This window comes from Bradyrhizobium sp. LB8.2, from assembly GCF_040548035.1.
In the GTDB taxonomy this organism is placed as follows: Bacteria; Pseudomonadota; Alphaproteobacteria; order Rhizobiales; family Xanthobacteraceae; genus Bradyrhizobium.
Map to the genome: position 1 here is coordinate 125,851 of NZ_JBEPQV010000003.1, position 23,205 is coordinate 149,055.

Annotated in this window: 23 protein-coding genes; 6 read left to right on the top strand and 17 right to left on the bottom strand. The window is 64.2% G+C overall.

Annotated elements, in window-relative coordinates:
* Positions 1-221: 221 nt before the first annotated feature.
* Complete coding sequence (locus ABIB06_RS05065; protein ID WP_354044913.1) at positions 222-1,715, top strand: hypothetical protein; 1,494 nt, start codon at positions 222-224, stop codon at positions 1,713-1,715.
* A 65-nt stretch (positions 1,716-1,780) separates the two neighbouring features.
* On the opposite strand, the gene ftsH is transcribed toward ABIB06_RS05065, so the two are convergent.
* The 10 genes from ftsH to tolQ all read right to left on the bottom strand — a co-directional run bounded on the left by ftsH (position 1,781) and on the right by tolQ (position 14,213).
* Positions 1,781-3,703: an ATP-dependent zinc metalloprotease FtsH gene (gene ftsH / locus ABIB06_RS05070; RefSeq protein ID WP_247343042.1), complete on the bottom strand. Its 1,923-nt coding sequence runs from the start codon at positions 3,701-3,703 to the stop codon at positions 1,781-1,783.
* Positions 3,704-3,983: 280 nt separating this feature from the next.
* The gene (gene tilS, locus ABIB06_RS05075; protein ID WP_354044910.1) at positions 3,984-5,069 is read right to left on the bottom strand and encodes a tRNA lysidine(34) synthetase TilS; all 1,086 of its coding nucleotides are present in this window, start codon (positions 5,067-5,069) and stop codon (positions 3,984-3,986) included.
* 76 nt (positions 5,070-5,145) lie between these two features.
* Entirely contained in the window at positions 5,146-6,204 is a 1,059-nt protein-coding gene (gene ybgF, locus ABIB06_RS05080) for a tol-pal system protein YbgF (RefSeq protein ID WP_354044909.1), read from the bottom strand.
* Between the two features lie 187 nt (positions 6,205-6,391).
* Positions 6,392-6,880 carry a peptidoglycan-associated lipoprotein Pal gene (pal, locus tag ABIB06_RS05085; protein ID WP_247319754.1) on the bottom strand — a complete coding sequence of 163 codons (489 nt, stop codon included), beginning with the start codon at positions 6,878-6,880 and terminating at the stop codon, positions 6,392-6,394.
* 262 nt (positions 6,881-7,142) lie between these two features.
* A complete protein-coding gene (locus ABIB06_RS05090) occupies positions 7,143-7,907 on the bottom strand; it encodes an N-acyl amino acid synthase FeeM domain-containing protein (RefSeq protein ID WP_247343032.1) in 765 nt (254 codons plus the stop codon).
* Positions 7,908-8,067: 160 nt separating this feature from the next.
* Positions 8,068-10,398, bottom strand: a complete 2,331-nt coding sequence (locus ABIB06_RS05095; RefSeq protein ID WP_354068599.1) for a putative bifunctional diguanylate cyclase/phosphodiesterase — start codon at positions 10,396-10,398, stop codon at positions 8,068-8,070.
* 254 nt (positions 10,399-10,652) lie between these two features.
* The gene (gene tolB, locus ABIB06_RS05100) at positions 10,653-12,017 is read right to left on the bottom strand and encodes a Tol-Pal system beta propeller repeat protein TolB (RefSeq protein WP_354044905.1); all 1,365 of its coding nucleotides are present in this window, start codon (positions 12,015-12,017) and stop codon (positions 10,653-10,655) included.
* Between the two features lie 23 nt (positions 12,018-12,040).
* Positions 12,041-13,000: a cell envelope integrity protein TolA gene (tolA, locus tag ABIB06_RS05105; RefSeq protein WP_247343022.1), complete on the bottom strand. Its 960-nt coding sequence runs from the start codon at positions 12,998-13,000 to the stop codon at positions 12,041-12,043.
* Positions 13,001-13,003: 3 nt separating this feature from the next.
* Positions 13,004-13,453: a protein TolR gene (gene tolR / locus ABIB06_RS05110; RefSeq protein WP_354044903.1), complete on the bottom strand. Its 450-nt coding sequence runs from the start codon at positions 13,451-13,453 to the stop codon at positions 13,004-13,006.
* A gap of 43 nt (positions 13,454-13,496) precedes the next feature.
* Positions 13,497-14,213 (bottom strand): protein TolQ, encoded by a 717-nt coding sequence (tolQ, locus tag ABIB06_RS05115; protein WP_354044901.1) that lies wholly within the window; start codon positions 14,211-14,213, stop codon positions 13,497-13,499.
* Positions 14,214-14,687: 474 nt separating this feature from the next.
* On the opposite strand from tolQ, the gene ABIB06_RS05120 reads away from it, so the two are divergent.
* Positions 14,688-15,206, top strand: coding sequence for a DUF2231 domain-containing protein (locus tag ABIB06_RS05120; RefSeq protein WP_354044899.1), 519 nt, complete (start codon positions 14,688-14,690; stop codon positions 15,204-15,206).
* 35 nt (positions 15,207-15,241) lie between these two features.
* Here ABIB06_RS05120 and ABIB06_RS05125 read toward each other — a convergent pair whose 3' ends face one another.
* On the bottom strand, positions 15,242-16,009 hold the full coding sequence (locus ABIB06_RS05125) for a serine acetyltransferase domain-containing protein (protein WP_354068630.1): 768 nt from the start codon (positions 16,007-16,009) through the stop codon (positions 15,242-15,244).
* 314 nt (positions 16,010-16,323) lie between these two features.
* On the opposite strand from ABIB06_RS05125, the gene ABIB06_RS05130 reads away from it, so the two are divergent.
* On the top strand, positions 16,324-17,487 hold the full coding sequence (locus ABIB06_RS05130) for an acyl-CoA desaturase (RefSeq protein ID WP_354044897.1): 1,164 nt from the start codon (positions 16,324-16,326) through the stop codon (positions 17,485-17,487).
* Positions 17,488-17,679: 192 nt separating this feature from the next.
* On the opposite strand, the gene ABIB06_RS05135 is transcribed toward ABIB06_RS05130, so the two are convergent.
* The 6 genes from ABIB06_RS05135 to ABIB06_RS05160 all read right to left on the bottom strand — a co-directional run bounded on the left by ABIB06_RS05135 (position 17,680) and on the right by ABIB06_RS05160 (position 20,891).
* Positions 17,680-18,171 (bottom strand): DUF2852 domain-containing protein, encoded by a 492-nt coding sequence (locus ABIB06_RS05135; RefSeq protein WP_247343004.1) that lies wholly within the window; start codon positions 18,169-18,171, stop codon positions 17,680-17,682.
* Between the two features lie 120 nt (positions 18,172-18,291).
* Positions 18,292-19,032, bottom strand: coding sequence for a TetR/AcrR family transcriptional regulator (locus tag ABIB06_RS05140; protein WP_354044895.1), 741 nt, complete (start codon positions 19,030-19,032; stop codon positions 18,292-18,294).
* An 88-nt stretch (positions 19,033-19,120) separates the two neighbouring features.
* On the bottom strand, positions 19,121-19,486 hold the full coding sequence (locus tag ABIB06_RS05145; protein ID WP_354044894.1) for a hypothetical protein: 366 nt from the start codon (positions 19,484-19,486) through the stop codon (positions 19,121-19,123).
* Between the two features lie 58 nt (positions 19,487-19,544).
* Positions 19,545-19,952, bottom strand: coding sequence for a YciI family protein (locus ABIB06_RS05150; protein WP_354044892.1), 408 nt, complete (start codon positions 19,950-19,952; stop codon positions 19,545-19,547).
* A 96-nt stretch (positions 19,953-20,048) separates the two neighbouring features.
* Positions 20,049-20,414 carry a nuclear transport factor 2 family protein gene (locus ABIB06_RS05155; RefSeq protein WP_354044891.1) on the bottom strand — a complete coding sequence of 122 codons (366 nt, stop codon included), beginning with the start codon at positions 20,412-20,414 and terminating at the stop codon, positions 20,049-20,051.
* Positions 20,415-20,510: 96 nt separating this feature from the next.
* On the bottom strand, positions 20,511-20,891 hold the full coding sequence (locus ABIB06_RS05160; protein WP_247342989.1) for a cupin domain-containing protein: 381 nt from the start codon (positions 20,889-20,891) through the stop codon (positions 20,511-20,513).
* Positions 20,892-20,984: 93 nt separating this feature from the next.
* Here ABIB06_RS05160 and ABIB06_RS05165 point away from each other — a divergent pair, with 93 nt between their 5' ends.
* The 3 genes from ABIB06_RS05165 to ABIB06_RS05175 all read left to right on the top strand — a co-directional run bounded on the left by ABIB06_RS05165 (position 20,985) and on the right by ABIB06_RS05175 (position 23,115).
* Positions 20,985-21,773, top strand: a complete 789-nt coding sequence (locus ABIB06_RS05165; protein ID WP_354044888.1) for an SDR family NAD(P)-dependent oxidoreductase — start codon at positions 20,985-20,987, stop codon at positions 21,771-21,773.
* A gap of 25 nt (positions 21,774-21,798) precedes the next feature.
* The gene (locus ABIB06_RS05170; RefSeq protein WP_247342984.1) at positions 21,799-22,236 is read left to right on the top strand and encodes a hypothetical protein; all 438 of its coding nucleotides are present in this window, start codon (positions 21,799-21,801) and stop codon (positions 22,234-22,236) included.
* Positions 22,237-22,761: 525 nt separating this feature from the next.
* Positions 22,762-23,115, top strand: a complete 354-nt coding sequence (locus ABIB06_RS05175) for a hypothetical protein (protein WP_354044886.1) — start codon at positions 22,762-22,764, stop codon at positions 23,113-23,115.
* Positions 23,116-23,205: the final 90 nt, after the last annotated feature.

Here is a 23,205-nt window from a genome sequence, read left to right on the forward strand (position 1 = left end):
CCCGATCATGGAACCGAACGTAGTGGCAAAGAATTGCGCCGCAGTTAATTGGACTGTGTAAACATCGAGCGGTTTGTGCGTATTCGCTGATGGTAAATCGAAATTCAAAACAACCGGTTAAATTATCCGGACATGAAGCCGGCCCAACCGCGATTTACCCGAAGTTATGATCGCCGTGGTCCACTGCCGCCCAACGCGACATAACGGAACGACGAGGCGGAATGTCCCTCTCCTTTGCCAACAGCATCGCGATGCAGAGCCGCGCGCGAGCCCTAGTGCCGCTATGCGTCGGAGCGGGCGCCTATCTGTTCTTCCTCTATGTCGGCGACACCCTGCTCCAGGACTCCGATTCGTTCTGGCAGATCAAGATCGGGGAATGGATTCTCGATCACGGCGCTATGCCGTACACGGACATCTATTCCTTCACGCGGACGGGCGCGCCGTGGATTTCGACGTCGTGGCTGTCGCAGGTGCTGTTCGCTTTCTCTCATGCGCAATGGGGCTGGGCAGGTCCCGTCATTCTCACCGCGATGGGAGCCGCACTCACGGCCGCGATCTTCGTCTATCTGCTCGACGCGCAGATCGAGGCACCGCGCGCAGTGCTGTTTGCGATGCTGGCCCTGCTGCTGTCGCTGCATCACGTCCTGGCGCGTCCGCATATCCTGGCGCTGCCTGTCATGGTGGCGTGGGTCGGCCTGCTGATGGCGGCTGCCGACCGCAGGAGGGCGCCGTCCTGGTACTGGCTGCCGATGATGGCGCTGTGGGCGAACTTGCATGGCGGCTTCGTGCTCGGTCTGGCGCTGATCGGCCCGATCTCGCTCGAAGCCGTCGAGCACGCCGAGAAAGAACGGCGGCTTCAGCTGTTCCTGCGCTGGGTGCTGTTCGGCATCGGCGCACTGGTGGCGAGCTGCTGTACGCCGTACGGCTGGAGAACGCTGCTGGGCGCGACCAGCATCCTGAGCCTCGGCGAGTTGCTCTCGCTGATCTTCGAATGGATGCCGGCGAACTTTGCCACCTTCTCCTCGTTCGAGGGCGCCCTGCTCGGTCTGATCGCATTCGGCTATTATCGCGGCGTCGTGCTCTCGGCGCCCAGGATCTTCCTGATCCTGTTCCTGACATGGAGCGCGCTGACCCACGTCAGGAGCATCGAGGCGTTCGCATTCCTGGTGCCGCTGGTGCTGGCGAAGCCGCTCGGCCAGTTGGTCCAGCGCCCGCAAGCTGACACCGCCGGCGCCGCCCGCTCGCCGGCCCGCCATGTCATCGCGCTTGGCGCGCTGATGATCGTGGTGGCGAGTTGGACGTCGACTTCGCTCTACATGGGGCACCACCGCTTCACCTTCACCATGACGCAGACACCGGTCGCGGCAGTCGACCTGCTCGAACGACGCAAGGTCCAGCGCGTCTTCAACGCCTATCAGTTCGGCGGTTATCTGATCTCGCGCGACATCCCTGTTTACGTCGACGGCCGCGCCGAGCTCTATGGCGAGAAATTCGTCATGGACTTTTTCAAGGCGACCGAGGGCAAGAAGCCCGAGCTGCTTCCGCGCCTGCTCGACGAGCACAAGATTGACGCAACGCTATTGGTCGCCGATGCGCCGGGACCGCAGATCCTCGACCACCTCAAGGGCTGGAAGCGGATCTATACGGACGACATCGCGGTGATCCATGTGCGGGACAACGCGGAAGGTGGGGCGGCGGCGAGCGCCAAGCCATAGCGCCACCGGCCAACAAAAAACGCGGCGTTGCCGCCGCGTTTTTCAATTCATTCTGCCGTTCGCGTTTATGCCTGCGGCTGCGGCTCCAGGCCGGGATCCGGATCGGGCCGCGGGCGGGGCTTGCCGGCAGGCGGCACCGCGGAGGCGCGCGGCGTGGTCGGCTCGAGCACGGATTCGCGGTTTGGCTTTTTGCCCTTGAGCAGGTCGATGATCTCATCGCCGGAGAGCGTCTCGAACTCGAGCAGGCCCTTGGCGAGAGCTTCGAGATCGGCGCGCTTCTCGGTAAGAATGCGCGTCGCTTCGTTGTAGCCCTCTTCGACGAAACGCCGGATCTCGTTGTCGATCTTCTGAACCGTCGCTTCCGATGCGTTCTGGGTGCGCGACACCGACATGCCCAGGAAAACTTCGTCCTGGTTCTCGCCATAGGACACGGTGCCGAGCGCCTCGGACAGGCCCCAGCGCGTCACCATCATGCGCGCCAGACGCGTCGCCTGCTCGATGTCGGACGACGCACCCGAAGTCACCTTCTCGCGGCCGAAGATCAGCTCTTCGGCGACGCGGCCACCCATCATGATGGCAAGACGCGAGGTCATCTGCTCCAGCGACATCGACAGCTTGTCGCGCTCGGGCAGCTGCATGACCATACCCAGCGCACGACCGCGCGGAATGATGGTCGCCTTGTGGATCGGGTCGGTCGCGACGACGTTGAGGCCGACGATGGCGTGGCCGCCCTCGTGATAGGCCGTCAGCAACTTCTCTTCCTCGGTCATGACGAGCGACTTGCGCTCGGCGCCCATCATCACCTTGTCCTTGGCTTCCTCGAACTCGGACTGCGTCACCATCCGCTTGTTGCGGCGGGCTGCGGTGAGCGCGGCTTCGTTGACGAGGTTCATCAGGTCGGCGCCGGAGAAACCCGGGGTGCCGCGCGCGATGGTCTTGAGGTTGATATCCGGCGCCAGGGGCACCTTGCGGACGTGAACCTTGAGGATCTGCTCGCGGCCGACGACGTCGGGATTGGGCACCACGACCTGACGGTCGAAGCGGCCGGGACGCAGCAGCGCGGGATCGAGCACGTCGGGACGGTTGGTTGCGGCGATCAGGATCACGCCCTCGTTCGCCTCGAAACCGTCCATCTCGACCAGCAATTGGTTCAGCGTCTGCTCGCGCTCGTCATTGCCGCCACCGAGGCCGGCGCCACGGTGACGACCGACGGCGTCGATTTCGTCGATGAAGATGATGCAGGGCGCGTTCTTCTTCGCCTGCTCGAACATATCGCGGACGCGGCTTGCGCCGACGCCGACGAACATCTCGACGAAGTCAGAACCCGAAATGGTGAAGAACGGCACGTTGGCTTCGCCCGCGACCGCACGCGCGATCAGGGTCTTGCCGGTGCCGGGAGGGCCGACCAGCAGCACGCCGCGCGGAATGCGGCCGCCGAGGCGCTGGAATTTGCCGGGATCGCGCAGGAATTCGACGATCTCCTGCAGGTCCTGCTTGGCTTCGTCGACGCCGGCGACGTCCTCGAAGGTGACGCGGCCATGCGCTTCAGTCAGCATTTTTGCGCGCGACTTGCCGAAGCCCATCGCCTTGCCGGCGCCGCCCTGCATCTGCCGCGACAGGAAGATCCACACGCCGATCAGCGCGATGAAGGGCAACCAGGAGACCAGCAACGAGACGAACCACGGCACGTTGTCACCGGGCGGCTTCGCGGTGATCTGCACCTTGCTGTCATAGAGGCGCTTCACCAGCGTCGGATCGCTCGGCGCATAGGTCTGGAAGCTCGAGCCGTTGGTGAAGGTGCCGTGAATGTCCGGCCCCTGGATCACGACGTCGCGCACATTGCCGCGGTCAACCTCGCTCAAGAGCTGGGAGAAGGCGATGTCCTGCGAGGAGGCGCGCTGACCCGGATTCTGGAAGAGCGTGAACAACGCCAACAGCAGCAAGACAATGATGACCCAGAGGGCGAAATTGCGCAGATTGGCGTTCATCGATCTTCCTTCGTGGTCGCGCGGATCGCGGCCTGATCCTTGGGCGGTATCTTGGGGTAGCTATTTGGGCAGTGCGAGGAAATCCCCAAGGAATCCTCTTCGTTTGATGCATACAATTTAGGTGCCGCCCCGGTCGCTGCCAAGGGAACGAGATGGGACTATTTATCCCATCTTAGAGCGATTCCCGCTGAAATAATGGCGGTCGGACAGGGGTTTTTCCCGCCTGGTTAAGGTGACCTGACGCCGCGCGGCCGAAACGCCCGGTGTCATGGTCCGCGGCTCAGCTCCCTTTGCGCCGCCGGGCCGGCGCTGGCGCGATGTGGATACGCCCCCCGGCAAGGCTGATCAAGGCTCCCGCAAGGGTCTGCTTCAGCACCGGCCGGCCATTTGCAGCCGCGCGCCCTGCCGCCATACGCCCTGCAGCCACACCCCCTGCAGCGATGGCCTGATCGAGCGCGGCCACCAGGGTTTCGATCTTGCCGAGTTCCGCCGGCCCTTCATGGCCGAAGGCATTGACCGCCCGCAGAAGGAGCCGCAGCCGGACCTCCTCCGGCAGGACGGCAAAGCTCGATGCTTCGAAGCTTCGACCGCCCGCCTGCGGCGCATCGCCGCGCGCCCGGAATTGAAGGAAGCGCTCGGCACCGTCGACCATCACCTCGACCGCCGCATTGGCCCGCGCCAGCCTGCCTGCGAGCCGAACCAGAGTGCGGGCATCGCCGCCCTCGGCGGCAAGCTGCGGCAGCAGCGCGCGCAGCCGCGGACGGGTGAAGCCGGTGTCGCGGTTGGTGGGATCGTCGGCAAAGCCGATCTTTGCCCGCTTCAAGGTCGCGATCAGCTGCGACTTCGGGACATCGAGCAGCGGGCGCGCAAGAACGACGCCGCCGCGTTCCGTGAGGCGGGCCATCGCCGACAGCCCGGCAAGTCCGCTGCCGCGGACAAGACGCATCAACAGGGTCTCGGCCTGGTCGTCGCGAGTGTGGGCGGTCAGCACATGGCTCGCACCGACGGCACGCGCGGCCTGCGCAAGCAGGCGGTAGCGGGCTTCGCGCGCAGCGGCCGGCAGTCCCGTTTTCGGCTTTGCGCCGCGCCAGCGCAGGGTCCGGTGCGACAAGCCAAGCCCGGCGGCCAGCCGCTTGACCTCACGCGCCTCGCGCGCCGCTTCGGGGCGCAGGCCGTGGTCGATGGTGACGACGGTGAGACGTGGGCCGTGCGCGAGGCTGCGCTGCCAGCGCGCCGCGAGCCACATCAGCGCGACCGAGTCGGGCCCGCCGGAGACCGCGAGCACCAGCGCGGGCGCGCTTTTCAGGTCGGCGAAGAACCGCTTCGCCTCGCGCGCCGAGATCGGAGAATTGTCGTCGTCTGACATGGCGCTGCAACCGTCCGCGGATGGACCGACTGTTTAGCGCAGCACCATCCGTCTTGTCAGGATCGATCGCCGCGCCTCAGCACTTCACCCGCTTCTGCTCGCGGTCCACCGCGGCTTTGACGCCGGCGGAGGCGCGCGGATATTTGCGGCCGATCTCGCCGAAGGCGGCGCAGGCAGCCTCCTTCTCCTTCAGCGCGGCCAGCGACTGGCCGAGCCGCAGCAGCGCATCCGGCGCCTTGGCGGACTTGTCGTATTTGGTGGTGACGGCGAGAAAGGCTTCCGCGGAGTCGCGATATTGCTGGCGCTGGAAGTAGCTCTCGCCCAGCCAGTATTGCGCGTCGCCGAGCAGCGGGTCGCTCGGATATTTCTGCGAGAAGTTCTTCATGGTCTGCTCGGCAAGCGCATAGTCCTTGCGCTGCATGTAGCCGATGCCGAGGTCGAACTCGTCGCGCGGCGTTGCCGAAGGCGGCAGCGTCGTTAGGCCAACGCCGCCTGATGGCGCGGCATTCCCTTGCTGGGCCGGCGGATAGCCGGGCTGCGCCGCCGGGGGCGCGGCCTGCTGCTGATAACGAGGGCCGGTGTTGGCAAGATCGAGCGGTTCGCTCGCGCCACGACCGCCGGGTGCGCCACCAGGGGTGCCTGCCGGCATCGGCTGCTGCCCGCCGCCGAGCGCGCGCGGCGCACCCGGCGCATTCGGGCTCTGGTTGGGGTCGAAGGCATCGCCGCGGCGGCGCGTGCCCGGCGCGCCGGGCGCAGGCTGCTCCTGAACGATCGGCGCGGGAGAGGCAATCTGCGGCTGCTCGTAATTCGGCCGGGCCGGCTGCTGTTGCGGCTGCTGCTGGCGATAGGCCGGCGCGGCCTGCGCGGGCGGCATGGCCGCGACATTGGGCTGGACCGGCGCCTGGCCGGGCGCACCTTGCGCGCCGCCCTCGAGCGCCCGCAGCCGGTCCTCGAGCTGGCGGTTGCGATATTGCAGCTCTTCGTTCTGGCCGGTGAGCTGGCGCAGCTGGTTCTCCAGCCGCTCGATCCGCATCTCGGGATCTGCATCGTCCGACTGCGCGAGGGCGGGCGAGCACAAAGAGAGCAGCGCGGCGATCGCCACGGTGCCGGTAAAGACCTTAAATCTGGATGACATCTTGCCCTGACGACGAAAGCGAAATGGCCTGCGACCGAACACTCGACGCGCCACACATTGAAGGGGAGTACGCCAAAACTGTGGCTGGAACAAACGGGTTTCGGTCACAGATCGCTGAAACGAAACCGGCGCCCGAGAGGGCGCCGGCATAATCGGTTTCTGAAGATGAACGGCGCCTGACTGATCGTCAGGAGCTCGCGTTCAGCACGGTGACGGCGCGGCGGTTCTGCGACCAGCACGAGATGTCGTTACAGACGGCGACCGGCCGCTCCTTGCCGTAGGAGATCGTGCGCATGCGGTTCGGATCGATGCCGCGCGAGGCGAGGAACGAGCGCACCGACTGGGCGCGGCGGGCACCGAGCGCGATGTTGTATTCGCGGGTGCCGCGTTCGTCGGCATGACCTTCGACGGTGAAGCTGTAGCGCGGATAGCTCTGCAGCCACTGCGCCTGCTTCTCCAGGGTCACGATCGCCTGGGGGGTCAGATCGGTCTGGTCGCTTTCGAAGAACACGCGGTCTCCGACGTTGACGACGAAGTCTTGCTGGCTGCCCGGCGTCGCCGCGTTGGCCATCGCATCCGTTGCAGAGTTCTTGTTGGCGCAGGCGCCCATCGACAACGCGACGGCGAGCACCGCGACCAGCTTCAATCCCTGGAGGATACGCATAGGATGTTTCATTCCGGAGCCTCCACGCTCACGTTTCGTCCACTGCTGTCCGGTCTACAGGGGGTTGGTTAAGCGAACGTTCCGTCAACCTTGATGGAACCTTGCCACAGCCGGTCAAATGCCCCCAACCAGCGAAAAGCAAACGTCATGGTTAATGGGTTGTAAATGTGGCGCGAGGGTGAAGGCAAGCCGTGCCGAGAAGCAAACGGCGGCCTTTTGCCGGAATTTTTGACCTGCCAGGCGGACAAGCGAGGGATCGAGAGCACAAACGACGCTAGCGGGGCGTCCCGACCGTCGAGGCCACCGCATCCAGATTCCGCGGAGTGGCCAACAACACGGGCCGCGGGGCAGCCTGGCGCGGGCTGCTGCGTTCGAACAACATGCGCCGCTCAAAAGCGCTGGAGCGCATGATCGGAAAGCGGGTCAGAACCTTGTCGCGTTGGTTCCGGAAGTCGGATGCCATCAACACCGCCTTCTTGGTGGGCCAGCCCGGAAATCCACGCGGTTCCGGTGAAATGGTCTCGTGCAGAAATACGCGGCGATAAAATGCCTGATGGTCAGTCCGGATCATGGCAAGCCCGGTGTCGGCATTGAAATGGTCGCAAGCCAGAAAAGCAAGCCGCACCGTCAGATAGGGCAGTTCCGGAAAACGCTGATGCTTTTCGGGATCAGCAACAAACCGACATGGATCGACAAGGACCTCGCCACGATCGAGGCGCGGATGCAGGACATCGCCAAACACTTCGGTCGTATAGGACATTCGCCAGTCCGACGTCAGGACGTGAATACGGACGGAGCTGCACAGATCTCCATCGACATAGATCCCGAAATTCCAGGTGTTGGGCGCATCATCGAAGCGATCGGTCACGCGCATCGACTCTGACGGCACGATCAGTCCGGCTTGCAGATAAGCCCGGTACCGCATCAAGTAGAGGTTGTCTCTATCCTCTGGAGTTTCGATGAGGCGGTAATCGATTCGGTCAAACAGCGCGGCTCCGCGCGGAAGGAGCACCGTGTGCGGTTCGGCTCCGGACTTCATCTAGTGCCCCTAAACTCCAAGCAACTTCTGCGAGTGGGGCGAGATTAATGGTTCGTTAATGGAATTGCAAAGCCTTAGAATCGTTAGGGTTAACCATTGGGTCCGAAAAAATACGGGCAAAAACCGAGCTTAGCTTGCTGAAAGAGAAGGCGAAGAAGGATCAAGCGATGGATCGCGACGACACCATGACGATCTGATCCTCCGTCCCGCGACGGCCGTGCGAAGCATTGAGCAACTGGCGAATCCGGATTGCCGGAACCGGCCGGCTGAACAGGTAGCCCTGCCCTTCGGTGACGGTGCCGTCGGCGCTGATCAGCTCGAGCTGATCATTGGTCTCGATGCCCTCGACCACGACCGCCATGCCGAGATCGGCGGACAGCCGGGCCACGCCGCGCAGCAGCGTCAGCGGCCGATCGGTGTCGATGCCTTCGAGGAAGGAGCGATCGATCTTGACCTTCTGCATCGGGAAATTGTGCAGATAGCTGAGGCTCGAATAGCCGGTGCCGAAATCGTCGAGCGAGATGCGCACACCGAGCGCATGCAATTGCGACAGGATGTCGTGCGTGAGCTGGGTATTCCGCAGCAGCGAGGATTCCGTGATCTCGATCTCGAGCCGGTGGGCCGGGAGCCCTGAGACCTCCAGCGCGTAGCGGATTTCGCTCAAGACGTCGCGCTGGTGGAATTGCTGCGGCGAGAAGTTGACGGCGACGCTGACGCCGTCCGGCCACTTCATGCATTCCATGCAGGCGCGGCGCAGGATCCAGCGGCCGAGATCGACGATCAGCCCCATATCCTCGGCGACCGGGATGATGTCAATCGGCGAGACCGTGCCGCGCACCGGATGATTCCAGCGCAGCAGCGCCTCGCAGGTGCTGATCTTGCCCGACTTCAGATTGACCAGCGGCTGGTAGAACAGCTCGAACTCCTCGTTGGCGAGCGCCTTACGCAGATCGAGCTCGAGGATGCGGCGCGCGTCGACGGTCGCCGCCATTTCGTCGCGGAAGAAGCAGAAGGTGCCGCGACCGTCGGCCTTGGCGCGGTACAGCGCCATGTCGGCGTTCTTGAGCAGCGTATCGGCGCTGACACTATCCGGCGAGGTCAGCGCGATGCCGACGCTGGCGCCGATCTCTACCAGATGACTGTCGATGCGGTAACGCTCGCTCAGCCGCTCGACGATGCGGCGCGCAAGCGCAGCGGCATCCTCGGGCGAAGAGATGTTCTGCTGGAACACGACGAATTCGTCACCGCCGAATCGGGCGACGAAATCCTCGGGACGCAGCATCTCGCGCATGCGGTTGGCGACCGCGCACAGGAGCTGGTCGCCACAGGGGTGGCCGAGCGTGTCGTTGACCTGCTTGAACTGGTCGAGATCGACGAACAGCAGCGCCGAGAGGCGCTCCGCATGATGCGAGGTCGCCAGCAGGTGCTCGATCTCGTCCCGGAAATGTACGCGGTTGGGTAGCGCCGTGAGATCGTCGTAGCGCGCCAGATGCGCGATCTTCGCCTCGGCGCTGCGTCGCTCGGTGATGTCCTCGAGCAGCACCACCGCGCCACCGTCCGCCATCGGCTGGACGGTCCAGGACAGCGAGCGGTTTCGCTGCGCGTCGGGATCGGCGGTGATGATCTCTTTTGCCTGCGAACTTTCGATGTCCGCGACGATCCATTCGCCGCTCGCGGTCGAGATGGATCCGGCGCGGACGCACGCCGCGACAATGTCGCGCGCGGTGGTGCCGCTCTGCGCGATATCCGCAGGCAGGTTCATCATCGCGCCGAAGCGGTGGTTCATGACCGCCAGCTGTCCGTCGACGCGGAACATGCAAAGCCCGTGCGGCATGTTGTTGAGTGCCGTATCGAACTGGCCCGCGAGCGCGGCCTCGCGCTCCCGGGCCACGACCGCCCCCATGAAGATTCGGTGCAGGTTCACCGAGAGCTGCATGATAGCCATCAGGAACGCCCCGCTGACCACCGCCATCGCGATGTAGTAGGGCGTCCCACGCAGCGCCAACGCGAGCACGGCCGGGCCGAAAATCAGCACGGCCTGGAGGTGGAAGATCGCGGGCCGGCCATACGCCCTGCCGGCGCCGCCCGCCGCGATTCCGGTGGTGACCGACAAGGCTATCATGTGAGCCACGGCGTCGTCCGTGGCCAACAGCGCGGTGGCGCACCAGATGCCGATCGCAGCCGCCTGGATCTTTGCTCCGATCTGATAACGCTTCTGCCAGCGTTCGGCCGCCTTGACGGTCATGACCGCCTTACGTGCCTGATAGAGGCGCAGGTCGATCGCCCGCGCGGTGCCGGCCAGGATAAGAAGCGCCACGCACGCCCAGATCAGCGGCTCGCCCGTCCTCAGCGCGGTGAGGGCGGCGCCGATCGACACGAAAATGAGACCGGCCAGCAGCGGACCGGGCGCTTCGAACAGCGAATCGATTTGCGCCGCCGACGTTTTCGGCGGCCGCTGTTCCGACTCTCCGCTCTGGCTTGGGAACTGCATCGGGTTGTACGCGGGTCCTGTTTGACGCGCAGTTTTACCCAACCCAGGTGAAGCCTTTCTGAGCGAACATCCTTAAAGTTGAGTTGTTTTTCGGCAATAGCGAACCTGTTTTCGCTGAAATATCAAGCAACTAGGCAAGCGTTGCCGAGCACAAGGTGAAGGAAACCTTGCCTTCCCCACCGAACGCGAAAAAAATCGGCGCGTTTTTTCGGAAACATCGCGCGCCTCAACACGCGATGTTAGCCGCACGATCTTTAACCGCCCGATGTCGAGGACAATAGCGGCGACCATGCCGGGTCGGAGGCGAAACCCGGCGTCGGCACCTTCAGCTCGTTGCGGCCCGAGATGTCGACGGAGAACAGCGACGGCCCGCCGCTGCCGCCGGGATCGCGGAAGAACATCAACACGCGGCCGTTCGGCGAGAAGGTCGGGCCTTCGTTGTGATAGCCGGAGGTGAGCAGCCGCTCGCCGGAGCCGTCCGGCTTCATGACGCCGATCGAGAACTGCCCGCCACCTTGCCTGGTGAAGGCGATGTAGTCGCCGCGCGGCGACCACACCGGCGTCGAATAGGTGGCGTTGGTGTCGTCCTTGGAGAAGGAGATGCGTTGCGCCGCTCCGCCGCCCGCCCCCATGACATAGATCTGCGACCGGCCGCCGCGATCGGACTCGAAGCAGATGCGGGTGCCATCCGGCGAGTAAGAAGGAGACGTGTCGATCGCCGGCGTGTCGGTGAGGCGCGTGGTCGAGCGCGAGCGCAGATCCATCACGAACAGGTTGGAATTGCCGCCCTGCTGCAAGCTCATGATGACGCGCTGGCCGTCCGGCGAGAACCTGGGCGCAAAAGTCATGCCGGGGAAGTTGCCGACGGTCTCGCGCTGCCCGGTCTCGATGTTGAAGAGATAGACCTTCGGGTCGCCCTGCCCGAACTCCATATAGGTGATCTCTTGCGAGTTCGGCGAGAAGCGCGGCGTTAGGACGAGGTCGGAGCCGCGGGTCAGATAGCGCACATTGGCACCGTCCTGGTCCATCATCGCGAGCCGCTTGACGCGGCGCTCCTTCGGCCCGGACTCGTCGACGAACACCACGCGGCTGTCGAAATAGCCTTTCTCGCCGGTCATCCGCTCGTAGATCTGGTCGGAGATGATGTGGGCGATGCGGCGCCAATATTCCGGCGAGGTGAAATATTGCTGGCCCGCGAGCTGCTGGCCGGAGACCACGTCCCAGAGACGGAATTCGGCCTTGAGCCTTCCGTCCGGCTGCCGCGTCATGCGGCCGGTGACCACCGCCTGTGCGTTGATGGTCTTCCAGTTCTGGAATTGCGGCGCGACGTCGATATTGTTGATGCGCTCGATGAAGGCGGCCTGGTCGATCGGGGCGAACAGGCCCGAGCGCTTCAGATTGTTGGTGATGACCTGCGTGACGCCGTTGCCGACGTCGGCGTCGGCCGGCGAGCCTGGCAGGAAATTGGTGATCGCGATCGGGACCGGCTGGAATTCGGTCGGATCGATGCGGATGCGCGGTTGGCCCTGGGCGAAAGCGTGTCCGCCTCCGAGCATCGCCACCGCCGAGCCGGTGACGGTCATGAAGCGGCGGCGGGTGATCGAGCGAGCGTCATTCATCGGAAAATTCTTTTGTTCGGATGTCACAACATATCTTTCAGACCGAAAGTCATCGGAATGAGCTTCCAGCTCTCGTACTGCGGCTTCGGCATGAACGAATAGACCTGACACTGCACGATGGCGCGCTTGGCGCTTTCGGCAATTGCCTGAGCAATCGACCGGGACGGTCCCCTCACCCCAACGATGACCGGCTCAGACGCCAGCGATCCATCGATTTTCATGGAGATGTCGATGTCGGCTTCGTACTGGTCGGCGTCCTGCCCGTTATAGGTCGGCGTGAAGCAGCGCTTGACTGCGCCCTGGAACGCACCTCGCCAGGTCGCGACGTTGTTGGCGGCAGTTCCAGTCGTCGAACCCAGCGAGGCCGACGCATTCAGCGCCGCGCCGGCGAGCTCGTGCCGGGTCGCAGCGCGCTTGTCGAGATCGCGCTGGATCTGCGCGGGATCGAAGCTGCGCTCCTTGGGCTTCGGCTGCTGTTGCGGCTGTACCGCCGCGACCTTGGGCTCGGGAGGCTTGGGCGGCGGCTTCTTGGTCTCGAGCTTTTTCTGGAGTTCGGCGATCGGATCTTCCTTGGCCGGATCAGGTTTCTTTTCCTGCGGCTTCGGTTCCTCTTTGGGCTTGGCCTCGGCCACGGGCTTGGGCGGCTCGGGCTTCTTCTCGACCGGCTTCTCGACGGGTTTCGGCGGCGGCTCGGGCGTTGAGTTGGTCTTGATCAGCTCTTTTTTCTCGGTGACCTTGCCGACGGCGTCTTCATCTGGCTTGGCCTCGGCGATCTTCTCGACCTTGGGCTTCGGCTCTTTCTTGTCGCCGGTCTTCTGCCCGTTGGTCATCTGCGCGAGCTGGTCAGTGGAGATGATGTCGATCGGCAGCGACTCTTCCGGCACGACGAAGGCCCTGCTGCTAAAGGTGACCAGCCCCCATCCAAGCACGAGGACATGGAGGGCAATCGACGCAACGAGTGTCTTGTCGACCTTCACCTTCACGGCTTACCCCTGATCCGCTTCCGTGACGAGGGCCAGCTTCTTGAAGCCTGCACCGGACAACAGGCCCATGACCCTGGCCACCGTGCCGTAATCAGCCTTCTTGTCGGCGCGCAGATAGATGCGCTCCTCGAGCCCGCCGCGCGCGTCCGTGATCGCCTTCAGCTTCGGCACCAGTTCGTTGATCGCGATCTCGGCGTCGTTGATGAACACCTTGCCGTTGATGTCGACCGACATCTGGATCGGCTTCTGGTCGCTGGTCTCGAGGCTCTTGGCCTGGGTCTGCGGCAGGTCGAGCGGCACGCCAACGGTCAGCAGCGGCGCCGACACCATGAAAATGATGAGCAGCACCAGCATCACGTCGACCATCGGCGTGACGTTGATCTCGGCCATGACCGGCTTGCGCCGGCTGCGACGGCCGCCGCCTCCGGACGAACTGGCTGCGTTCATGCCCATGATCTGGTGCCCAAATTGCCCTTCACACTATACATGCCGTCCGTCAGCCCCGCTCGTCGATCTGGCGCGACAGGATGGCTGAAAACTCGTCGGCGAAGCCCTCGAGCCGCTGGGCCTGCCGGTTCACCTCGGAAGTGAACTTATTGTAGAAAATAGTGGCAGGAATGGCGGCGATAAGGCCGACGGCGGTCGCAAACAGCGCCTCCGCGATACCGGGAGCCACCACCGCCAGGGAGGTATTTTTCGACGCCGCGATCGACTGGAAGCTCGACATGATGCCCCAGACCGTGCCGAACAGGCCGACGAAGGGGCCGGCCGAGCCGACGGTCGCGAGCACCAGCAACCGGCGCTCCAGCCGCTCGATCTCGCGCGAGATCGAGACGTTCATGACCTTGTCGATGCGCACCTGAAGCCCCGCGACCGAGCGCGCCTGGCTCTCGAACGAACGCTTCCACTCGCGCATCGCCGCGACGAAGCAGGCCGCCATGGAATGGGTCGGCTTGGCCGAGAGCGTGCGATAGAGGTCCTCGATCGACTCGCCGGACCAGAAGGCCTGCTCGAAACGGTCCATCGAGCGGCGCGTGCGGGCAAACAGGAAGATCTTGTCGATGGCGATTGCCCAGACCCAGACCGAGCAGGACAGAAGTCCCAGCATGACCCCTTTCACGATCCAGTGAGCCTGCCAGAACAGCGCGATCAGCGACACGTCCGCGGAAGCGGCAACCGGAAGGGCTGACTGAGCCACGTCGGCCGGATTCATAAGCAGTATCCTCTCAAGGCGATCATTACCTAATGTCCCGGCCAGCAAATGGCCGCCGGCTCCCCAATAGCCGCGCTAGATCGGCGCGGCCGGCAAGCCCGCTCAAAGCCATATCTTTCTGGGGTGCAGGGCTCGTCCAAAGCCGGCCGCCTGCATTCCCTGCCAAGATGTCAAAACTATGGGCCATGGGCCCAAGGTCCTGACCAAGGTCCTGACGTCGGGCCTCGGGCGCGATTGTCCGCAATTACCAGAGCCCGGCGATGGTTAATGCCGGGTTACCGATGGCGAATTTGGCTGCGGGAAAGGGAGGCCGCGCAGAGGGTTGGGCGGCGCCGGGAAAGTTCCGTGTCGCTACGCACCGCAACGCCCATAGGGCGTCGAGATGCCCGTGAAGAGCGGAGCCTGCGCTGCGTCGGAGGAACCAGCCCTCGCCCGCAAAATTGTCCCGAGCATCACTTCTCGCGAGGTTTTGCCATGAGCATCAACCCAAAGACGACCGCCGCCATCGGCGATCATCCGCTCCACCCTATGATCATCCCGTTCCCCGTCGCCTTCCTGGTCGGCGCGCCTATCGCCGATCTCGCCTTCATCGGAACCGGTGACGGCTTCTGGGCCAGGGCCGCGATCTGGCTACTCGGCGCCGGCATCGTCATGGCGCTCGTTGCCGCCGTGGCGGGCTTTACCGACTTCCTCAGCGAGCCTCGTATCCGCCGCCTCAACGATGCCTGGTATCACATGGCCGGCAATCTCGCGGCGGTCGTGCTGGGCGTGATCAATTTCTGCCTCCGCTACGCGCAAGGCGCGGAGGCCGCGATCAAGCCGTGGGGCGTGGCGCTCTCTCTGATCGTGGTCGGCATCCTCCTGTTCACGGGATGGAAGGGCTGGGAAATGGTCTACCGGCATCATGTCGCGGTGCTGGACGCGCCGGGCCAGACCAGTTCGGAGCCGGTCACCCCGCATCATGGCGGCGAGAGCCACCGCCGTGCGGCCTGAACGACGGGCACGTCGCCTGATGACGTGAGGGCGAGTCAGGCCGCCGACGCTGGCTCGGGACAATTGGTCAACCGCGCGGGATTGCCGATTGCGGTGCAGCCGCCGGGCACGTCCGATGTCACGACCGTGCCGGCACCGATCTTTGCAAAATCGCCGATCCTGACGTCGCCGAGAATTGTCGCGCCGGAGCCGATGAACACGCCGCGACCAATGCGCGGCGAGCGCGTCGGCAGTTCACCGTTGCGGCCGATGCTGACGTTCTGAAGGATGGTGGTCCCGTCGCCGATCACCACGTTGGCACCGATCACGATGCCGGTGGCGTGGTCGAGATACACCGACGATCCGACGCTCGCTGTCGGATGAATGCTGACCTGCAGGACGTTCGAGGCCTCGTTCTGAAACAGCAGCGCCGCGTCTCGATGGTCATGATGCCAGAGCCAGTTCGAGACGCGCCAGGCTTGCAGCGCGACGTAGCCTTTGAAATGCAGCAGCGGCGGCAGCAAGCCGGCGATGGCGGGATCGCTGCGCACGATGGCCTGCAAGTCGCGGCCAGCCGCCTCGATCAGATCCGGGTGCCTGCGAAAGGCGTCGCGGGAAAATGTCGCGAAGCGCTCACGTTCGATGGCGCGACCGCCAAGCCGGCGCCCGATCAGGTCGGCCAAGGCGGCGGTAAAATCGTCATGTGCGAGGATGAGGCCGACAAGAGCCCTGCCGAACACGGGGTCCGCGGCTGCTGCGCGCTGCGCCTCGGCGCGGATCTCCTGCCAAAGGTTCTCGCTCGTCATGATCGCCGCTTCCGCCATCGTTACCGCCTGCGGTGTTTTGACGCGTCTTTCTTGCTGCCGGATATAGGCCATCCGCAGCCCGCGCACCACGCTCCCCGTGAGGCTACGAGCTTGCATGCCAGACAACCGCACTCATATAGTCGGTTGAGTTCGCGGCCGAAGTCTTGGCCTCAGGTTGGCCTTGCCGCGTACTGCGGCCTTGGGCAGGGTTGCCCGAGCATCTCGTTCAGGACCCCGCGGTGGTCCGCCATCCCCGGGTTTGTGGTACGCGGCGGCTTTCAGTGCTGCCGAAGCGAATCCCGAAATCCCGTTATCCAAGGTCACGCTAATACATGTCGCCCAACGCCCCCGCCGACGACCATCACGACGACATCATGTATCCGTCCGCCCTGCCGTTCCTGCTGGTCCATCTCGGCTGCTTTGCGGCCATCTGGTCAGGCGTCACCTGGCAGGCCCTCGCGATCTGCGCGTCATTGTATGTCGTGCGCATGTTTGCCATCGGAGCAGGCTATCACCGCTATTTCTCCCATCGGGCTTTTGCGACTGGCCGGGTGTTTCAGTTCGTCCTGGCCTGGCTCGCCCAAAGCACCGCGCAGAAAAGCGTTTTGTGGTGGGCGGCCAAGCATCGACACCATCATCTCCATTCCGACACCGAAGACGACGTGCATTCGCCGCGTCACCGGGGCTTCCTCTACAGTCATCTCGGCTGGATTTTTTACCGGGAGCACGATGGGACCGACCTCGTGAAGGTCGGCGATTTCGCCGCCTATCCGGAACTGATGTGGCTGCATCGGCTGGAACTCCTGCCGGCCGTTACGCTGGCGGGGCTCTGCTTCCTGGTTGCCGGATGGTCCGGCCTCGTCGTCGGCTTCCTGTGGAGCACCGTGCTGGTCTATCACGCGACGTTCTGCATCAACTCCCTCGCCCATGTGCATGGACGCAAGCGGTACGTGACCGGCGATGATTCCCGCAACAACTGGCTGCTGGCGCTGTTCACCCTCGGTGAGGGCTGGCACAACAATCACCACGCCTACCAGAGCAGCGTGCGACAAGGTTTTCGCTGGTGGGAAATCGACGTGACCTATTACATCCTGAAGGTGCTGTCCTGGTTCGGCGTCGTCTGGAACATGAAGACGCCGCCCGAACAGGTGCTGCGCAACGAGCAGCCGCTCGGCGCGCGGGTCATCCATCGGGCGGCCCGCGAGCTTGCCGGACGGTTCGATGCGCAGACTCTGGCGCACGCGATCTCGTCGGCGCTACGCCGGCCCGATTTTGCCCAGTTGCAGCTGCCAACGCTGCACGACATCCTGAATCGCGCCCATGATGGCGTCGATGCGCTGACGCATCTGCATTTGCCAAAGATTCCGACCCGCGACGAGTTTCTCGCCGAGGCGAGGGCGATGTTCGCGCGAACGCGATCACTCAACGAGATCGTGGACTCCGCCTACGAACACTTCCTGGAGTCGCTGCGCGCGCAACTCGCCACGGTGCGCTGACCAAGGCAGTCCAGACCAAGGCGCTCCAGACGTCGCGGCTGCCAGCCGTGCATTCCCCAAAACCAAACCGCCCGCCTGCGGGTTGCGCAAGCGGGCGGCTCGGGGCCATCAGGACTTTGGGGGCTTGCGCCTGAAGGCTTTGAGAGGCGTCAGTCCAAGATCAACCCTGCCCGAGATCAACCTTGCCCGAGATCAGCCTTGCTGCTGGTCGGTCGGCGGCGGGGTCGGGCGCGTCTTGTGCTGGGACATGAACTGGTCGAACTCTTCCTTGTCCTTGGCGTGACGCAGACGGTCGAGGAAGTTCTTGAACTCGACCTGCTCCTCCTCCAGCCGCTGCAGTGTCTCGGTGCGGTACTCGTCGAAGGCGCGGTTGCCGCTCGAGGGCGGGCCGAAGCCGAAGCCGAAGCCGCGGCGCTCCATGCGGCCGCGCATGCGGTCCATCTTGTACTGCATCCGCTCCATCTTGTTCTGCCAGCGGTCCTGATTGCTCCAGCACGACATTCTTCTGCTCCCGAGTGTGAAAAAGAGAAGGGCAAGTCCGATCGGCCACCAGATGATGAAGCCGAGGATCGTCACGGCAATCCAGCCGGGATGCCAGGGCGTCTCAAGCATGCGAGGACGCTCGTATTGTTGCTGTTGGTCCGACGGGCCGCGCCATCGATTGACATCAGCTGTGTAGGCCATTTCCATCTCCGTCACGGCATCAGCGCCGTTGTGAATGTAAATAACATTTACATAGCTAGATCATCCCGCGATTTTGTCAAGTCGACCGCCAGACAGGGCGGCCAAATTATTTGCGCAACTTTATTTCGGCTTGCCCCAGGGACCGCCGGGCGGCACGCCGGATCCGGAGGATGCCTCAGGCGGCACTGGCGGCGGCTCGGCGCTTTTCGCCGGAGGACGGCGGTCGGTGGGGAAGCCGAGACCGCGCAGATAGATCAACACCTCGGCTTCGAGCAGCTCATCCGGCGACATCGGCAGTTTGCGCCGCGCAGCGTCGCCGCGGGAGAACAGCGAGGCCACGCCGTGCGCCATCGACCAGATGTGCAGCGCCATCATCATCGCCGGCGGACGGGGCGTGCCAGGCGGTGCGAGTGCGGCAAGCCGCTCGGCCGCGGCACGAATGACGTTGAAAGCGCGCTCGCTGGCGGCCTGCAGCGCCGGATTGACATCCACCGGCACGCCGGATTCGAACATCGCGTTGTAGAACGCGGGCTCCTCGCGGGCGAAGGCGAGATAGGCCCTGCCGACGCGCTCGAACGCCGTGACCGTATCGGGCCGTCCGTCGTCCCAGGCCGCGGTCAGGCGCGCCTCGAACTGCTCGAAGCCGCGCTGCGCGATCGAGGACAGTAGTTCCTCGCGGTCGCGGAAATGCCGGTAGGGCGCCGCCGCGCTGACGCCGGCCATGCGTGCTGCATCGGCGAAGGTGAAGCCGGCCGCGCCCTTCTCGGCGATCAACCCGAGGGCGGCCTGTAACAGGGCTTCCTTCAGATTGCCGTGGTGATAGCCGCGCTCGGCGCGGCGCGTCTCCTTGCGCCAGCTCATGTGAACGAGCTTTACATGAGCCGGGCGTGAAGGTCACTAGCAGGAAGCGGGTCGTGATTAACCCCGTACTCTCACGGTCGTCCGTGACCTAGCGGCCGGGGATCGGCAGCACCGGCATGACCTCGATGGCCTCGCCCGGGAAGATCGCAAAGTGCGGGTGGTTCTCGAACAGTTTTGCCGCGTCCTCTTGCGAGGCGGCGCGCACCACCGTGAAGCCGGTCAGCGCATTGCTCACCTCGGTGATTCCGTTGGCATCGATCTTCCGGGTCTTGCCGAGCGGGCCACCCATCTCGACGATGACGGCCTTATGCTTCTCGACCCAGCCGTGCCAGGCGGCCATGCCCTCCTGCTCCTTCGCCTTCCGTTCGGCCTCGGGCAGCGCTTGCCAGGCCGTCATTTTTGGGCCGGTCTTGCTGCCGAGATAGACGGCGAGGAATTTATGTTCGGTGCTCATGGGTATCTCCTCAGGTTGATGGGTTAGAAAGGCAGTGCATTGCCCGCGGGCGAGGCCCCTATCGCTTCTTCAGATCGGCGAAACCGGCGGCGGCCTCCTGCACGTCGGGCGGAAAGTCGCTCATCTCCTGCACCTGCCGGATTTCGATGATTTCGTTGGCCGAGGCCGGACACTTCTTGGCCCAGGCGATCGCCTCGGCACGCGAGGCGACTTCGATCATCCAGTAGCCGCCCAGAACTTCCTTGGCCTCGGTGAAAGGCCCGTCGGTCACAACAGGCTCACCGGTCGCAAAGGAGACGCGCGCGCCCATCGACGGCGGATGCAGGCCGTCGAGCGTGATCAGTACGCCGGCGTCCTTTAGCGCCTCGTTGTAGCGCATCATCGCGGTAACGCGTTCGGGATCGAGTTGGACATCGGGCGGAGCAGTCTCGTAGCCGAGCGGGATCATCAGCATCATGAATCGCATGGAGGTTCCTTGCTTTGCGCTCACTTCCAAGACGAACGAGCTTTTATCGAACCGACAGGGTGACGAAAATTATTCCGGAGGTAATTGCGCTGGCCGCTAGCGCGGCTGCGGCAGGAAACGACCATCCTGCCGGGCGGCGCCGAAATAGACTTCGATGCGGCGGACCTTGCCACCGGCGAAGGTGAAGAACTCCGTGTTCCGAAAGCTCCTGCCATCTGTCGCCAGGCAGAGATAGGTGACGAAGGCCTCGTCGCCCCGGACGAAAATCCGCTCGATGTCGTGCCGCGCGATCCAGCCGGTGTCCTTCCAGCAGCGCTCGAAGTAGGCAGCCTTGTCGAGGTCGTCGTCGAACGGGCTGGTGAAGCGGAACTCGTCGGCTAGCACGGCGCTGACTTGTTGCCGGTCGTTGGCGAGATAGGCGGCGAACAGACTTCGAATCAGGTGCTCGTGATGCTCGGGCACGGTCGCTCCTCCTCAAATCATTTGAAGCTCCGATGGAAGACGAACCGCGCGCAGGCCTGCCGACATCGCACCCCGATTCCCTGCGGCAAAATCGTCCTAGTCCGCCGTCCATCGCCGCGTCGCCTCGCTCGCTCCCTCCGGCAGCGCCTCGAAGACCGGCGAGGCCAGCACGGCATGGACGTGTAGCGCGGTCGTGCCCGAATTACGAAAACCGTGCTTGCGGCCGGCGGGAACCAGCAGCGATTGGCCGGCCGTCACCGTGACGCGCTCGGCCTCGATCCACATATCGGCCTCGCCCGCACGCACGGCCAGCACCTCCTCGACCGGATGACTGTGCGTCGGCGCCCCGGCGCCGGGCGCGACCCATTGCTCGAAGATGCAGAGCGCAGTGGCGCCGTTGCGCGCGGATGTCAGCATCCGAGTCGTCACACCTGGCCGCCATTCCTCGAGCGGGATCGCACTGGGATCGATGGGCATGAACAGAGGCCCTTTCTTGCCGGGACGAAAGCGAAGTAAAAGGAGCGGGCGCTCGCGCGCGACCGAACTTTCGGACACAGGACAGATTAGCAAATGCCGCAAACTCCGCAAAAACTTGCCCTCGTCACCGGAGCCGCGCGCGGCATCGGGCTTGCGACCGCGAAAAAATTCCTGGTTGAGGGCTGGCGCGTGGCGCTGCTCGACATCGAGGGCGAGCTGCTCGGCCGCGCGGTCGCCGAGATCGGCCAGGACGAGGCCACGCTGGCGCTGACCTGCGATGTCTCGGACGCAGTCTCTGTCGCCGCCGCGATGACGACGATCGAACGGCGGTTCGGCCGGCTCGACGCGCTCGTCAACAATGCCGGCATTGCCGTGTTCGCACCGCTGATGGAGACGTCGGAGACCGATTGGCGGCGGGTGCTCGAGATCAACCTCACCGGTCCGTTTCTCTGCACCAAGGCGGCGGTGCCACTGATGCGCGATGGTAATGGCGGGGCCATCGTCAACATCACCTCGATCTCGGCGGTGCGCGCCTCGACGCTGCGCTCGGCCTACGGCACCAGCAAGGCGGGCCTCGCGCATCTCACCAAGCAGCTCGCGGTCGAACTCGCCTCGCTCGGCATCCGCGTCAACGCGGTCGCGCCGGGGCCGGTCGACACCGCGATGGCGAAGCAGGTGCACACCAGGGAGATCCGCGCCGACTATCACGACGCCATCCCGCTCAACCGCTACGGCCTGGAAGAGGAACTCGCCGAAGCGGTCTACTTTCTGTGCTCGGAACGATCGAGCTACATCACCGGCCAAATTTTGGCCGTCGATGGCGGCTTCGATGCGGCGGGTATCGGCCTGCCGACGCTGCGCGGCGAGCGGAGGAACGGGTAGGCACGGGAAGAGTTCGGAGAGTGCCATGCGACACGTCATCTCCCTCAAGGCCTTGATGCTCGCATCCGCGCTGCTCGCGTCCGCGCCCGCCGTGGCCGAAATCCGCATCATCCAGTCGCCAGGCGGACAGGTCGGGCCGTTCCTCGATTTGTTCGAGAAGGTGCGAGAGAGCGGCGAGCGCGTGGTGATCGACGGTCCCTGCCTGTCTGCATGCACGCTGGTGCTGAGCATCGTTCCGGGCGAGCGCATTTGCGTCACCCGACGCGCCGTGCTCGGCTTCCATGCGGCGCGCTCGGCCGACCGGCGCGGGCGCTTCTATGCCGAGCCGGAAGCATCCGACGTGGTGCTTGCCGCCTATCCCGGCCCGGTGCGCGACTGGATCAGCCGCCGCGGCGGTCTCTCGTCCAGATTGCTTTTGTTGAAGGGCCGCGACCTCGCCGCGATCTATCCGCGCTGCCGGTGAGGATGATGCGGCCGCGAAAGGTGTGACCAGGTTAAATCCGCCGCTGTCCTGCTGATCGCGGGCGTCAGCTTCACGCTCATCGCCTTGCTCGTGAGCTAGCGGACAACCGCGTCGGCAAAATTCCGCCGGTCAGGCGCTTCGTGAGGTCTAGTAAAACCTCTGGATCATCTGCGTCAGTTCCATGGTCGCGCAGATGAGCATACCCCAGAGTGCAAAGTTGATCTGTAGCGCCGTCGCCATCGGTCGCTCCCCTTCCAAGTCCGCCCGCCCCAATTTGTAGCTTTTTATGAAGCAATAATTAGCGATTCTGTCACGGAGTTACAGCCTAATATTGCGCCAGTTGTTGTGCGATGCAGTCCGCGTCATTTCACGAAGTGGCCTCACTGCCCTCGCAATGTGGTGCGAGAGCAAAAGTCCTTATTCGGCCATGCGGGCCACACGTTTCCCTTAGGTTCCATTTTAGCGGCGTGACGCGAGTTTCCGCATGCGGAGCTAGCGTGTCGCGTATGACACCGAGGGTCCGGCATGATGCGACACGGCTTTGTCTTGCTCACTTTTTGCATAACGCTGATGGGATGCGCTGTCGCGCCTGCGCAGGAACGCCGCCCGATCGCATGGGACGGCCTCGGTCAGGATCCGAACCGCCCCTCTGCTACAAGGCGTCGTGTGGCGAACCAAGCTCCCGCACAGAGCGATCCGAATCAGGAGCGGGAAAGAGTGCTCGGTACCTTGCACCCGTACTCCGCGGCGTGGTGGGCCATCCGTGACGAAATCGAAGCGGAGAATGACAGGCAGCTCGGCACCAAGCTCGTGATCTGCCCTCGCTGCGTTCCGTCGTCCTCACCACCGGGCAACGACGTGACCGGATCGATCCGCTGAGAGGGCACGCGGCCGATCTGCATATGACGTGGCGTCCTTGTGCGTGTCCCCTCTCCCGCATCGACAGGAAGAGGGGATCGCCGCTTGGCG

What these genes read in the sequence shown, in the direction of transcription:
- tolR (WP_354044903.1), bottom strand. Translation starts at nt 13,453, where the DNA reads ATGGGCATGAACGCAGCCAGTTCGTCCGGAGGCGGCGGCCGTCGCAGC.
- ABIB06_RS05175 (WP_354044886.1), top strand. Translation starts at nt 22,762, where the DNA reads ATGATGCGACACGGCTTTGTCTTGCTCACTTTTTGCATAACGCTGATG.
- tilS (WP_354044910.1), bottom strand. Translation starts at nt 5,069, where the DNA reads ATGTCAGACGACGACAATTCTCCGATCTCGGCGCGCGAGGCGAAGCGG.
- ABIB06_RS05135 (WP_247343004.1), bottom strand. Translation starts at nt 18,171, where the DNA reads ATGGCCTACACAGCTGATGTCAATCGATGGCGCGGCCCGTCGGACCAA.
- ABIB06_RS05165 (WP_354044888.1), top strand. Translation starts at nt 20,985, where the DNA reads ATGCCGCAAACTCCGCAAAAACTTGCCCTCGTCACCGGAGCCGCGCGC.
- ABIB06_RS05160 (WP_247342989.1), bottom strand. Translation starts at nt 20,891, where the DNA reads ATGCCCATCGATCCCAGTGCGATCCCGCTCGAGGAATGGCGGCCAGGT.
- ABIB06_RS05065 (WP_354044913.1), top strand. Translation starts at nt 222, where the DNA reads ATGTCCCTCTCCTTTGCCAACAGCATCGCGATGCAGAGCCGCGCGCGA.
- ABIB06_RS05125 (WP_354068630.1), bottom strand. Translation starts at nt 16,009, where the DNA reads ATGGCGGAAGCGGCGATCATGACGAGCGAGAACCTTTGGCAGGAGATC.
- ftsH (WP_247343042.1), bottom strand. Translation starts at nt 3,703, where the DNA reads ATGAACGCCAATCTGCGCAATTTCGCCCTCTGGGTCATCATTGTCTTG.
- ABIB06_RS05130 (WP_354044897.1), top strand. Translation starts at nt 16,324, where the DNA reads ATGTCGCCCAACGCCCCCGCCGACGACCATCACGACGACATCATGTAT.
- tolQ (WP_354044901.1), bottom strand. Translation starts at nt 14,213, where the DNA reads ATGAATCCGGCCGACGTGGCTCAGTCAGCCCTTCCGGTTGCCGCTTCC.
- ABIB06_RS05150 (WP_354044892.1), bottom strand. Translation starts at nt 19,952, where the DNA reads ATGCGATTCATGATGCTGATGATCCCGCTCGGCTACGAGACTGCTCCG.
- ABIB06_RS05090 (WP_247343032.1), bottom strand. Translation starts at nt 7,907, where the DNA reads ATGAAGTCCGGAGCCGAACCGCACACGGTGCTCCTTCCGCGCGGAGCC.
- tolB (WP_354044905.1), bottom strand. Translation starts at nt 12,017, where the DNA reads ATGAATGACGCTCGCTCGATCACCCGCCGCCGCTTCATGACCGTCACC.
- ABIB06_RS05140 (WP_354044895.1), bottom strand. Translation starts at nt 19,032, where the DNA reads ATGAGCTGGCGCAAGGAGACGCGCCGCGCCGAGCGCGGCTATCACCAC.
- ABIB06_RS05145 (WP_354044894.1), bottom strand. Translation starts at nt 19,486, where the DNA reads ATGAGCACCGAACATAAATTCCTCGCCGTCTATCTCGGCAGCAAGACC.
- ybgF (WP_354044909.1), bottom strand. Translation starts at nt 6,204, where the DNA reads ATGTCATCCAGATTTAAGGTCTTTACCGGCACCGTGGCGATCGCCGCG.
- pal (WP_247319754.1), bottom strand. Translation starts at nt 6,880, where the DNA reads ATGAAACATCCTATGCGTATCCTCCAGGGATTGAAGCTGGTCGCGGTG.
- ABIB06_RS05120 (WP_354044899.1), top strand. Translation starts at nt 14,688, where the DNA reads ATGAGCATCAACCCAAAGACGACCGCCGCCATCGGCGATCATCCGCTC.
- ABIB06_RS05095 (WP_354068599.1), bottom strand. Translation starts at nt 10,398, where the DNA reads ATGCAGTTCCCAAGCCAGAGCGGAGAGTCGGAACAGCGGCCGCCGAAA.
- ABIB06_RS05170 (WP_247342984.1), top strand. Translation starts at nt 21,799, where the DNA reads ATGCGACACGTCATCTCCCTCAAGGCCTTGATGCTCGCATCCGCGCTG.